This window comes from Enterococcus sp. S53 (assembly GCF_016516865.1).
GTDB lineage: Bacteria > Bacillota > Bacilli > Lactobacillales > Enterococcaceae > Enterococcus_D > Enterococcus_D innesii.
The window spans coordinates 1-13,393 of the sequence record NZ_JACVUH010000021.1; the positions used below are offsets into that span (position 1 = coordinate 1).

10 protein-coding genes are annotated in these 13,393 nt (G+C 40.9%); 1 reads left to right on the top strand and 9 read right to left on the bottom strand.

Translation table 11 applies throughout. From position 1 onward, the window contains the following. Window positions 1–491: 491 nt before the first annotated feature. The 8 genes from IAE45_RS16885 to dnaE form a co-directional block, all read right to left on the bottom strand. Complete coding sequence (locus IAE45_RS16885) at window positions 492–1,997, bottom strand: HAMP domain-containing sensor histidine kinase (RefSeq protein WP_034872519.1); 1,506 nt, start codon at window positions 1,995–1,997, stop codon at window positions 492–494. Window positions 1,998–2,011: 14 nt separating this feature from the next. Next, window positions 2,012–2,698 (bottom strand): response regulator transcription factor, encoded by a 687-nt coding sequence (locus tag IAE45_RS16890; RefSeq protein ID WP_005229193.1) that lies wholly within the window; start codon window positions 2,696–2,698, stop codon window positions 2,012–2,014. A 139-nt stretch (window positions 2,699–2,837) separates the two neighbouring features. Next, entirely contained in the window at window positions 2,838–4,259 is a 1,422-nt protein-coding gene (gene gndA, locus IAE45_RS16895; protein WP_005229192.1) for an NADP-dependent phosphogluconate dehydrogenase, read from the bottom strand. A gap of 183 nt (window positions 4,260–4,442) precedes the next feature. Then, entirely contained in the window at window positions 4,443–4,622 is a 180-nt protein-coding gene (gene rpmF / locus IAE45_RS16900) for a 50S ribosomal protein L32 (RefSeq protein WP_005229191.1), read from the bottom strand. Window positions 4,623–4,678: 56 nt separating this feature from the next. Next, on the bottom strand, window positions 4,679–5,239 hold the full coding sequence (locus IAE45_RS16905; protein WP_010749661.1) for a YceD family protein: 561 nt from the start codon (window positions 5,237–5,239) through the stop codon (window positions 4,679–4,681). Between the two features lie 195 nt (window positions 5,240–5,434). After that, complete coding sequence (gene pyk, locus IAE45_RS16910) at window positions 5,435–7,219, bottom strand: pyruvate kinase (RefSeq protein ID WP_077454197.1); 1,785 nt, start codon at window positions 7,217–7,219, stop codon at window positions 5,435–5,437. Between the two features lie 82 nt (window positions 7,220–7,301). Next, a complete protein-coding gene (gene pfkA, locus IAE45_RS16915) occupies window positions 7,302–8,264 on the bottom strand; it encodes a 6-phosphofructokinase (RefSeq protein WP_005229169.1) in 963 nt (320 codons plus the stop codon). Between the two features lie 161 nt (window positions 8,265–8,425). Further along, complete coding sequence (gene dnaE / locus IAE45_RS16920; RefSeq protein WP_200127442.1) at window positions 8,426–11,737, bottom strand: DNA polymerase III subunit alpha; 3,312 nt, start codon at window positions 11,735–11,737, stop codon at window positions 8,426–8,428. A gap of 147 nt (window positions 11,738–11,884) precedes the next feature. Between dnaE and IAE45_RS16925 the strand changes: the two genes are divergently transcribed. After that, window positions 11,885–12,067 carry a YjzD family protein gene (locus IAE45_RS16925; protein WP_008377814.1) on the top strand — a complete coding sequence of 61 codons (183 nt, stop codon included), beginning with the start codon at window positions 11,885–11,887 and terminating at the stop codon, window positions 12,065–12,067. Window positions 12,068–12,115: 48 nt separating this feature from the next. On the opposite strand, the gene IAE45_RS16930 is transcribed toward IAE45_RS16925, so the two are convergent. After that, complete coding sequence (locus tag IAE45_RS16930; protein ID WP_005231893.1) at window positions 12,116–13,321, bottom strand: multidrug efflux MFS transporter; 1,206 nt, start codon at window positions 13,319–13,321, stop codon at window positions 12,116–12,118. Window positions 13,322–13,393 lie beyond the last annotated feature (72 nt).

The following is a 13,393-nucleotide window of genomic DNA, read 5'->3' on the forward strand; positions in this document are numbered from 1 at the left end:
GTTTTCAAAGGTCTACCGTGCTGTGTTAGCAACTTTTATATCATATCAGAGCGACGCTTGATTGTCAACTCTTTTTTTAAAGTTTCTTTCAAGAAGTTGTTATTTAACTTCTTTCTTAACCTCAGCGACTTTTTTATCTTACCATCTCAAACGTTATATGTCAAACACTTTTTTTGAAAAGTTTTTTTGATTTATCAGGTTTTTCAGAGATGATATTTTTTCGACTTTGTTATAATAACACTTGTAAATTGTTTCGTCAACAACTATTTTAAAAATAGATCAATCAGTGATTGTTACAAATATCTTAACAAGGACAAGTAATAATATAGCAATTCTTAAAGGAAAAATCAACTAAAAAAATAGGCTTTTTGACAACTATTTTTATAAGCGAATTATTCATTACCAAACGTTTCGAACGTTCGTTTATAAGCAGTGTTTCGTCACTAAATCTATCATTTAAGAATGAAAAAAAGAGAACTTAAGCTTTTTGCTCAACGTTCTCTTTTCGTCCGATCTTCCGTTTGAAGGATCGGTATATAAATCCGAAAGATTGTTCCTTGGCCAATGACACTCTCCGCCGTGATTTTTCCTTTATAGCTTTCTAATAGTTGTTTTGCTATAGATAACCCCAAACCATTGCCACCTTTGGTTCTTGCACGGGCTTTATCTACTCGATAGAAACGATTAAAGATCTTATCGAGGTCTTCTTTGGAGATGCCTTCCCCGAAATCTTGGATGGCAATTTCAAAAGATTGACGATCCAATGAAATGGATAGATGAACCTCTTTTCGATCAGTGGAATATTTTACTGCGTTATCCAAGACAATAATTATGATCTGTTCAAAATGATTGCGATAGATTTTCAGCTTCAACTCATGATACAAATCATCATCCAATGTAAAGACAAAATCCGGATACAGTATTTTAAAGTTATTGAACACTTGATAGACAACTTCTTTTGCATTAGTTGTTTCATTTGCATAATGAACATCCACTTGTTCCGCTCTTGAGAGATCCAACATTTCCTGTACGAGCGTCTTCATTCGACTGATCTCTTGCATGCTGGCTGCGAGGGACTCATCCAAGATCTCTGGATCATCTTTTCCCCAACGCTGCAACAAATTCATATGTCCTTCAATGATTGCTACAGGTGTTCGCAATTCATGAGAAACATCTTCAACAAATCGCTCTTGCTGCTCAATGTATAGGCGCATGCGATCTAACATTTCATTGAATATATCTGCTAAATCAGATAACTCATCGTTGGTATTCAATTCTGGCATATGCACGGTTGACTGCGGGTTTTTCCGGACGGTTTCCATCGTATCCCGTAGTACCTTTAACGGCTGAAGGAAATACGCTGATAAAAAGAACCCAAGCACACTGCTGAGAATCAGAGAGACAACTTCTAAGATAATCAAAGTCAGCAGCAGTTTGCTGCGTATTTCATAAAAAGAAGTCAATTCATAAAATGTTTGAGCATAGCCAATCCGCTCTCTGGTGCCTTTTGAATAAATAGGTTGGATCGAAAGAAAGCCGGTGATGCCATCTAGTGTTACGATGGTTGGCGCTTTACGTTGTGTGTCGATCAAGGCTAAATCATTTTCATGAGTCTTAAACACAAGGTCCTCATTCAAATTATAAACAAACAGGCTCAATGGTGCTTGGCCTAATTCCGAAATAAAGGAGTCGATTTTCATTAAGTTGCCATCGATCGTTGAGGTTCGATCATAGATGCTCGTCGTCCCCGCATCATTTTTGGTTAAATTACGATACGTTCGAACGAGTGTTAATTCTTGGTCCGAATTGGCTAGACGGGAAGCAACTTCTGACATTGTCCGCTCAACATTGTTTTCTTCTTTAGCGACAATCAAATTTACGGAGGTCTTATAGGTGATCACCGCAAAGATCGTAAATACGACAAATATAAAGAAAGAACTTGCGAAGGCCCACTTTACAGTTAAAGAAGGCCCCTTCAGTTCTTTTAATTTTTTCATTCTTTTTTTAAGGTTCACGACCGCATCACATATCCTGTACCACGAACGGTTTGGATGTAGCTTTCCTCCCCTGGTACATCAATTTTATTACGTAAATAGCGGATGTAAACATCGACAACGTTGGTTTCCACTTCTGTCTCATAGCCCCAGACTTTGTTTAATAAAACATCTCTGGCTAAAACGACATTGACGTTTTCCATTAAAGTCAACAATAGCTCGTATTCGCGTTTCGTTAGTTCAATGACATCTGTTCCACGACGTACGACACGATTTTCTTTTTCAATCGTTAGATCGCGGTAAGTGATCGTAGTTTGTTTTGCGACGTTTTTGTCCCCTTCGATATCGATACGGCGAAGCAACGCACGTAAGCGTGCCAGCAATTCTTCAATTGCAAAAGGCTTCACAATATAATCATCAGCACCATGATCCAAACCTGATACTCGATCAATCACGGAATCTCTTGCGGTCATCATGATGATCGGGGTGTTCTTCGATTGACGCACGCGGCGGCAAACTTCTAACCCATTTAACTCAGGAAGCATTAGATCCAATAAGATCGCATCCCATTCATTATTCAGTGCCGCATCCAGTCCCGTCCGTCCGTTGTAATGAACTTCGGTATTGTACCCTTCATGCTTCAATTCTAATTCCACAAATCGAGCTAAGTTCTTTTCATCTTCAATGATTAGAATATTACTCATTATTGATAGCCCCTTTATTGATTATTCTGCCTTTAAATTAGACATTATCTGTCTTATTTTATCATGTATCTAAAAAATAAAAAAGAGATTGACCGAAAGTTCTCACTTTCGGCCTTTCTCTTTTGGATTCTCTTAAAGCTTACGCTTCGTCATACCATGAATAATGGAAAATTCCCTCTTTATCTGTCCGTTCATACGTATGCGCGCCGAAGTAATCCCGTTGTGCTTGGATCAAGTTCGCTGGCAAACGATCAGAACGATAAGAATCGAAGTACGCGATCGCAGATGAGAACGTCGGCACAGGTACTCCTGCTTGGACAGCTAGTGCAACTACTTCACGTACAGAAGATTGATAACGTTTCGTAATATCTTTGAAGTAGTCATCTAATAGTAAGTTTTCAATGTCGGCATTCTTGTCATAAGCATCCGTGATTTTTTGTAAAAATTGCGCACGGATGATACAGCCTGCACGCCAAATTTTGGCAATTTCACCAAAAGGAAGATCCCAATCATACTCTTTTGATGCAGTACGTAATTGCGCGAATCCTTGTGCATAGCTCATGATCTTACTGAAGTATAAGGCTTCGCGGATCTTATTGATAAACTCTTCTTTGTTTCCTTCAAAAGCAACTGCTTCTGGTTTTGGTAAGACTTTGCTGGCATTTACCCGTTCTTCTTTGTAAGCCGAAATATAACGGGCAAAAACAGATTCAGTGATCAATGGTAGTGGTACGCCTAAGTCTAAGGCACTTTGGCTTGTCCATTTCCCAGTTCCTTTATTACCAGCAGCATCTAAAATCACATCAACAATTGGTTTGCCTGTTCCTTGATCGTCTTTACGGGTCAAAATATCCGCTGTGATCTCAATTAGGTAGCTGTCTAATTCACCTTTGTTCCATTCAGCAAAAATATCAGCCATTTCATCAACAGATAGACCTAAAATGTTTTGCATTAAGTCATAAGACTCAGCAATCAGCTGCATGTCCCCATATTCGATCCCGTTGTGAACCATTTTTACGTAATGGCCTGCACCGTTTGGTCCAATATAAGTCACACAAGGTGTTCCATCTTCAGCTTTTGCAGAAATTTGCTCCAAGATTGGCGCAACCAATTCGTACGCTTCTTTTTGTCCTCCTGGCATAATTGAAGGACCTTTCAAGGCGCCTTCTTCCCCACCAGATACACCTGTACCGATAAAGTTGATTCCTGAGTTTGCCAACTCTTCGTTACGACGAACCGTATCTTTAAAGAAGGTATTTCCACCATCGATCAAAATATCGCCTTTGTCTAGATGAGGCAATAGTTCTTGGATCGTTGCATCTGTCGCAAACCCAGCTTTTACCATTAATAAAATACGACGTGGTTTTTCAATAGATTGAACAAATTCTTCTATCGTATAGGTTGCTTTAAAATTTTTATCTGGATGTTCTTTTACTACTTCTTCTGTCTTTGAACCAGTACGGTTAAATAAGGCAACTGAATAACCGCGGCTTTCGATGTTCAACGCTAAGTTTTTGCCCATAACAGCCATACCGACAACGCCGATTTGTTGTTTTGTCATCTTTCATCCTCCTAAGATTCAATTATCTTTTTCATTATAGCGCAAATGTACCTGCTTTTGAACTATTCTCTTTCGCTGGACAAAAATATTTCTGAAAAGTTCCATATTCGTCAAAAAAACAAAAAAACCTCAGGCTCCATGGTTAGCCTAAGGTTTTAGAATCCTCTTTCTGAAAAAAAGGAATTATGCTTCTTTTGTTGCTACGTCTTTGCCATCATAATGACCACAGTTTGAGCAGACATGGTGGCTTTTTTTCATTTCACCACAGTTTGCACATTCGTTCAAACCGTTGATTGTCAATTTGTAATGTGTACGACGTTTTGCTTTCTTCGCTTTCGAAGTTTTTCTAGCTGGTACTGCCATTTTGCTACACCTCCTTGTTAATGAACGCAACCTTGAGGCTGCAATTTATTCCAATCCTACGCGTTATCGTCATCTGATTCATTGAATAATTCGGATAATTTTGCAAGACGAGGATCAACTTGTTGAGCTTGCGCTTCTTTTTGATTTGCAAAGTCTTCTTCTGACAAAACAGCCCAATCGTTGCCAGATGGCATTGCTGAACCTTGCTTTTCTTCTTCTGTCAGGACTTGCAATGGAATCGCAAGTAATAGGTTATCAGCGACTGATTCATCTAAACTGATGGTTTGACCTTCAATGATCAAAACCTCTTCTTCGACGATCGTTTCATCGCGACGCTGAAATTGCTCTGGTGTCATGAATTGTTCGTCCACTGAAAAATCAAAAGGAATCGCTACAGGTGTCAAAGAACGAGTAGATGGCAATGTCATCGTCGTTTCTACTTGATAGTGCAGCAAGTATCCTTGCTTATCAACACTCATCAGCCCTTTTACTTTAACAGGAGACAAATCAATGATCTGTCCATCGCGTTTTATCAGTTGACTCTTTAAGTCAAGTGTTTCTTCAAACATCAGCGGTGTCTCTTGGTATTTTTTTAATTCCAATAAAGACCATTTCATTTTTATCACCCCTAAGCAACAAAAGCAATTATACAGGGCTTCTGAGGCTTTGTCAATGAAATTTTCTTGACACCTTTTTCATTTTTGATCGTGTCATTTTACTGCCCTTTCTTAAGGGATTTCGACTCTCTCAAAAAAACAACAGGAAGCGCACAACGTGCACTTGCCTGTTGCTTGATCAATCGTTAAAAATCATTAGATCGCTGTTGTTTCTCCACGATAAACGATACCGCGACGAGAATCAAGAGTAACCAATTCGCCATCTTTGATGGTAGTTGTTGCGTCTTTGGCACCAACGATGACTGGTAGATCTTTCGCGATTCCGACAACTGCTGCATGAGAAGTCAAGCCGCCATCTTCAACAACTAATGCTGCTGCTTTTTCGATTGCTGGCATATATTCTTTATCTGTTGTTGGTACAACTAAAATCATGCCATCTTTTGCTTTCGCAATTGCTTCTTCAGCACTGTGAGCGATCACGGCATTGGCAACAACTGATTTTTCACCAATCCCTTGCGCTTCAAGCAATTTTGAACCGATCAATTGGATCTTCATTACGTTGGTTGTTCCGCGTTCACCAACAGGAACACCGGCTGTAATCAAGATTAGATCGCCTTCTTTAGCAAAGCCTAAATCAACTGCTTGTTTTGCTGCTAATTCGAACATTTCATCGGTTGTTGATGGTTTATCAGCAACCGTTGGATAGACACCCCAGTTAAGCATCAAGCCACGTTTTGTCCGTTCGTCAAATGTGACAGCTAAAATGTCAGCATCTGGACGATATTTAGAGATCATTTTCGCAGTGTAACCAGATTCAGTTGCTGCAACGATTGTTTTAACCCCTAGGTTTTTCGCCGCACGAGCAACAGATAAACCGATTGTTTCTGTTACATCTGTCTTATCAAATTGGTTGATTTGGAATGTGCTGTTTTCTGATAAAGCTTTTTCAGCTTCAACGTCGATACGTGCCATTGTCGCTACTGCTTCTACAGGGTAGTCACCGTTTGCTGACTCACCAGAAAGCATTGTTGCATCAGTACCGTCAAAGACAGCATTGGCAACGTCAGAAGCTTCCGCACGAGTTGGACGTGGGTTTTGTTGCATTGATTCTAACATTTGTGTTGCTGTGATAACTGATTTACCAGCAGCGTTACATTTTTTGATGATGCTCTTTTGAACCATTGGTACTTCTTCAGCAGGGATCTCAACACCCATGTCACCACGAGCAACCATGATACCATCAGAAACTTTGATGATTTCATCGATATTGTCGATACCTTCTTGTGATTCGATTTTAGAGAAGATTTGCACATGAGTCATGTCTTTTTCTTCTAAAATTTCACGAATTTCTAAAACGTCTTGCGCTTTACGTACAAATGAAGCGGCAATGAAGTCGATATCGTTATCAAGACCAAAACGGATATCTTCTGCATCTTTTTCAGTAATACCAGGTAAGCTGATTGATACGCCAGGAGCATTGACCCCTTTACGTGATCCTAACATTCCAGCATTTTTAACAACAACCACTAATTCACGAGTTGCTTCGTCTTTTTCTTTGATTTCCATGTCGATCAAGCCATCATCAAACAAGATGTGTCCGCCCACATGAACATCTTCAAATAAACCAGGATAAGTTACAGCAATTTTTTCTTTTGTTCCTTTGTGTTCTGGATCCATTGAAATGCGTGTTTCATCGCCAACGTTGAATTGGATGTATCCAGCACGACCAAAGTCTGCTTCTGTCGTATTTTGTACAGTTGTACGGATTTCAGCACCTTTTGTATCTAAAAGGATACCGACATCTTTACCAGTTTTCTTTACGGCTTCACGAACCATTGTCATACGCGCTAATTGTTCTTCATGATCTCCATGAGAGAAGTTAAAGCGGAAGACATTCGCACCGGCTTCAATCAGTTGAGAAATAATTTCCACACTGTTACTTGCTGGTCCTAATGTACTTACGATCTTTGTTTTTTTCATTACTAAACGCTCCTATTCATTTATTTAAAATAGCTAATAAGCTTTTTTTACAAAATTACTGTTGCGTTGCTTAAAAATCTCTTTAGAATGAGATTTCTTTGTTCAAGTTATACAAGCTAAGATCTGGTTTGTGACGATTGTTTTCAAGGGTATCGATGATATCAGAAGCAATCATTTCATTGTTTTCGATACCGATACATAGACCGCCTTTGCCTTGTTGCAATAATTCAACAGCATATGAACCAAATTTACTTGCTAACACACGGTCACGAGCGCTTGGTGAACCACCACGGACAACGTGTCCTAGAATTGATACACGGGTATGGAAATCGCCGTATTCAGAAAGTTTGTCAGCAAAATCATTTCCGCCCATCACACCTTCGGCTAAAACGATCAAGCAATGTTTTTTCCCGCGGTCGCGTCCTTCACGGATACGATCAGCAACAACTTGCATGTCAAAATCATGTTCTGGAATGATGATTTCATCCGCACCACCGGCCACACCTGACCATAAAGCGATATCGCCAGCACCGCGACCCATTACTTCGATCACGAATGTGCGAACATGTGATGTCGCTGTATCACGGATACGGTCAATCGATTCCAAGACAGTATTAATTGCTGTATCAAAACCAATCGTGAAATCTGTTCCTGGAATGTCATTATCGATTGTTCCTGGAATCCCGATTGCTGGGAAACCGTGGCGAGTAAGTGCCATCGCACCATGGTAAGAACCATCTCCACCGATCACGACTAGCCCTTCAATGCCAAATTTCTTTAATTGTTCGATTCCTTTTAATTGTCCTTCTTGTGTCGCAAATTCTGGATAACGTGCTGAATATAAGAATGTTCCACCACGTTGAATTTTGTCACCAACATCAGCAACATCTAAGCGACGAATGTCGCCTGCGACTAGTCCGGCATAGCCATAGTTGATTCCGTATACTTCAAGTCCGTCAAAAATACCCTTTCTGACAACTGCGCGAATCGCTGCGTTCATTCCTGGTGCATCGCCGCCACTGGTTAGAATTCCAATGCGTTTCATTATTCTTTCACCTCATCAAAAGATTTTGTTTAGGGAAGCCCCTGTTTGCTAGTTTTCAAGTAATAACCACGAGACATATTCTACCATTATTCCATGAAAATGTCTTGAAATAGTGGGAAAAAGTTGAAAAAAGTGTAAGTTGAATTGCCGTTTTCGGAAAATTACTTGAAAATTACATTTCCATTTCCTAATAATGTCTTCAGTTGTGTGACAAAGTCTGGCTCATCCGTTACCCAGTTTTCTTCTGCTAACAACACTTTCTTGCCACTGCTCTCATAGAACATCACCACTGGAATATTTCCGTGATGCTGCTTCATTTCCTTCGACAATGCTTGCAGGTGCGACGTTTCAGCTTCAGCAGAAATCTTTAAGTAACAAGTTTGTGACGCAATTTTATTTTGAACGTTTTCTGCTAAGTCTATTTTATCAGCAATGAGTTGGATTTCACCATTGTAACGACTTACCTCGACCTTTCCTTCGATATAAAGAACAGCATTTTCTTCAATCAAGAAACGTACTTGTCGATAAACGATGGGAAAAATCGTTACTGACACTTCTTTGCTAGCATCTGTTCCTTCGACAAACGCCATTTGTTCGCCCTTTTTCGTTCGAATCTCTCGAATCTTGCGCACATATAAAAGGATACGCACCCGTTCATTCGGAACCAGATCGGCAATGTCGGTGATTTGTTTTAATTGGTGCAATTTTTGAAACTGTTCCACGGGATGGCCAGACAAATAAACACCTAAGTATTCTTCTTCCAAAGCCAGTTTTTCTTCTAGTTTGTAATCGGCAACGGCTTCTTCTTTTAGTGCCATAGTTTCTAAGAGATCCAAACTGCCGCCACTATAAGTAATGTTTTGGATCTTTCCTTCTAGCTGGATCAGTGCTTGTTTTCGATTGGGGGCGATCACATCGAATACGCCAATGCTCAAAAGCGGCAATAAATAATCCAATTTTAACCATTTGCTGTTACGCTGATTCAAGCGAAGCAAAAATTGATCCATTGACGTGAAATTGCCATGCTCTTTTCGTTCTGCCAAAATGTCTTGGATCATGTCGCGCCGAATCCCTTTGATACTGCTGAACCCAAAACGGATTTGTTTCTCGTTTTGCAGTTGAAAACTAAACCCACTGGTATTGATCGATGGTGGCAGCACTTCTACGCCGTAACGTGCGGCTTCATTTAAGTATTCTTTCATTTTGCTGGCAGTGTTGCGTACCGAATGTAGGATCGAAGCAAAAAATGGTGCCGGATAGTGCACTTTCAGGTACGCCATTTGAAAGCCGATAAAGGAATAAGCAAACGCATGGGATCGATTAAACCCATAGTTGGCGAAGCGTTCAATATAGTCATAGACCAAATTAGCGGTCTTTTCGTCATAATGATTGGCTAAGGCACCTTGCACAAAATGACGACGTTCCTCATCCAAGACGTCTTTTTTCTTTTTACTGATTGCTCGCCGCAAAATATCTGCCTGTCCTAGGCTAAAACCAGCCATTTTGGAAGCTACTTGCATGATCTGTTCTTGGTAAACAATGATTCCGTAGGTGTTTTGCAAGATTGGAATCAAGCTGTCATCCGGATAAGAGACCCGCTCTTGTCCTTTTTTCCGCTTGATAAAAGTATCGATATTTTGCATCGGTCCCGGGCGATACAAGGCATTGACTGCAGCAATGTCTTCGATACTTTCTGGCCCTAGCTTGCGCAAGACATTGCGTATTCCCGCTGATTCAAATTGGAAGATCCCTGCGGTCTCGCCTTTTTGAAACAAACGCAATGTTGCTGGATCATCAAGAGGAATCTCTTTTTGGGTTACAATTTGTTGGCTGATTCGTTTGATACCTTTCAAGGTATTATCAATAATCGACAAGTTTCTCAAGCCTAAAAAATCCATCTTCAATAGGCCGATGGCTTCTACGTCATTCATGGTAAATTGGGTCAGCCAGATCCCATCGCTGCCTTCTTGTAAGGGAACCAGATCAAGTAAATTCTTGTCACTGATCACCACACCAGCGGCATGAGTCGATACGTGACGTGGCAAGCCTTCTAAAATTTTGGCGACTTGAAACATTACTTGGTTGCGCTCATTAAACGACACCAATTCTCGCAGCTGATTGGATTGTTCATAAGCAAGATCTAAGGTCATTTTCAAGGCATTGGGGATGGCTTTTGACCAGCGATTGGCTTCACTTTGCGAAAGACCAAAGACACGAGAAACATCTCGCAGAACCATTTTGGCAGCCATGGTGCCAAACGTCGCAATCTGTGCCATATATTCTTGCCCGTATTTTTGGCGCACATACTGTAAAATCTCGTCTCTGCGATTGTCAGGAATGTCTAAATCGATATCAGGCATCGTGTAACGTTCTGGATTCAAGAATCGTTCAAACAAAAGATCGTATTTGATTGGATCCACGTCGGTGATCGATAAAACATACGCCACCAGTGCTCCGGCAGCAGATCCCCGTCCAGCTCCGGTAACAATTTCTTGTTGGTGGGCAAAGTCCATGACGTCCCAAATAATCAAGAAGTAATCATCAAAGCCCATCTTATGGATGACAGACAACTCATAATCCAAACGCTGTTCGTACGCCGATGTAACGTGGGCAACACGTTGAGGCAGACGTTCAAAACAAATTTTCCGCAAATAGTCTGCAGCATTTTCTTCTGCTGGTAACGGGTAATGAGGCAATAGCCGCTGATGCAGTGGCAGCTCGACGGCGCATTCAGCTGCAATCCGCTGATTATTCATCAATGCCTGCGACGCTTCGCCAAATGACGCAGTCAATTGGTCTGCCGGTTGTAAAAAAAACTGCGTAGTCGCTTGCTCTTTTGCCTGACGAAAGTCTTCAATTTGCGAGCCCTCTTTGATATGGGTCATCACTTTGACTGCAAAGGCTTCTTCTTGTGCTAAAGCCGCGATGGGTTGATACGCACATGGTGCAATGTTTTGCTCGTTAAACCAAGCGATCGTTTCTGGATCTAGCCCCTTGCTAGTAATGCCTAAAAACAAGCTCTCAGAATCAAATTTATGGCTGATTGCTTGCAGTACTTTTTGATTAGCTTCTAAATCATCGTGCTGAGACGGCAAAAAGCCTTCGCCTTCAGGCAGCAAACCAAAGAGATCCTGCAAAGAATCACAAGCAGCTAAATTCAACTGCTCGGTGATCATTTTTTCACTTGATAAACGCATCAAGGTTTGATAGCCCTTGAGGTTTTTTGCAAATACGTACAATGGAAAGGACATTGATTCCTCTCCGAAGGTACAGTCGAACAAAGCGCCAAAAATCGGCTTGATGCCCTGTGCTAGGCATTGTTGATAAAACTCGACCGCGCCATAGAGAACATTATGATCGGTCAGACCCAATGTCTGATAGCCCATCTTTTTGGCTTGCTCTATATAGTGAGGAATTTTGATCGTACTTTGCAGCAACGAATAGGCGCTTAAGGTGGTGAGCTGTGAATACATTGAAATCCCTCCAAAAATGAAAATTCTCTTTCTTTCTGCTAGTAAATAGATTTGAAAAACAAAATGAAAAAGTGAAAATCTTTACAATAAATATTTTTGTGATAAACTAAAGTCGAAATGGAAGATACGCAGAAAAGAGGTGTCGTCATGCGTTACCTAGTCACTTTATTTTGGACTTTTGTATTAGGTCAAGTCGTTGGCTATCTAGGCAGCTCACTTGCTGGAGCAACTTATGATTTTCAATTAACTTCAATCATCTCTTTGGTCACAGGTGTGGTGATCATTCTTGTTGGTATTATCGCACCAGCGCCTGAAAAGACAAGCCATTAAAAAAAAAACCAGTTACCTTTATTGTAACTGGTTTTTTTTTCTTTTCAACTATTCACTGATGTCCGTTTTGCGCAAGCTTTTACGGAAATTAAATCCTGAGATAAAAATATTGATCAGTACAAACCCACTAGTTACCCAAAAGACAGCGGGATAACCAAAACCAGCTGCTACCGTTGAGCCGACCATCGGACCCAACACTTGCCCAAAGTTAGAGAACATTTGGTTGTAGCTGTAGATGCGGCTGACCCCTTCCATCGGGGTGATCTTGCTGATCAGTGTGTTGATGGACGGCATCAACGCACCTGTCGAAAAACCAAGCAAGAAGCGCAGCACGCCCAACTGAAACGGTGTGGAGACAAAGCCCATCGGAATGAAACAGAAAAATGACAGCAATAAACCGCCTAACAATACCTTGTGATTGCCGTAACGATCACCGATTTTGCCTAAAAATGGCGAAGAGATGATTGCCGAAACACCAGCAACAGAGACGATCAATCCGCTGACAAACAAAATATTGCCACTGTTCCCGCTTAGATCACGAATATACAATGTAAGGATCGGGCTGATACTCGTTACACCTAGCTGTAAAATCAGTGACGTAATAAACAAACCGACAAGCAACTGCATATTTTTGATTTGACCAAAAATTTCTTTGATGGACAGCAAATCGCCCTTTTCAACCGGCTCAAAATCTTCTTGAACGAGAAAAATCGTGAGCAAGAGCGTAATTAGCAACACAACACCAGTAATGATAAAAACATTTTTCATGCCGAACCATTGCGCCAACGCCCCACCCATGGAAGGACCAATCAAATTCCCTGCGATGGCTCCTGTAGCCAATGTCCCAAGCGCCCAACCGCTTTTTTCTCGAGGCGCCTGCGAAGCGATCAACGCAGTCGCATTTGGAATATACCCCGATAAAATTCCGGTAAAGAAACGCATGATTAATAACCAATAGACATTCGGTACAAAAGCCAAAGAACCCATCGTCACTGTCATCCCCGCAGCCGCGCGAATCATCATTAAACGACGACCTTTTTGATCTGCTAGATTTCCCCATACTGGAGCAATGATAGCCGCCGCAAACGCCGTTACTGAGATTGCTAATCCAGAAAACAACTCAATTTGACTCTCTGGAGCGCCTAACTCTTCTATATATAAGGGAATGAATGGCATGACAAGACTAAAACTGGCACCCGTAAAAAAACAACCTACCCATGAAATCAGTAGATTTCGTTTCCAATCAATCTTCATTTACAAACCTTCTTTCACAAATACTATACCGTATCGTGAGTAATAATCAAATAAAAAATCTTTCTGCATTTA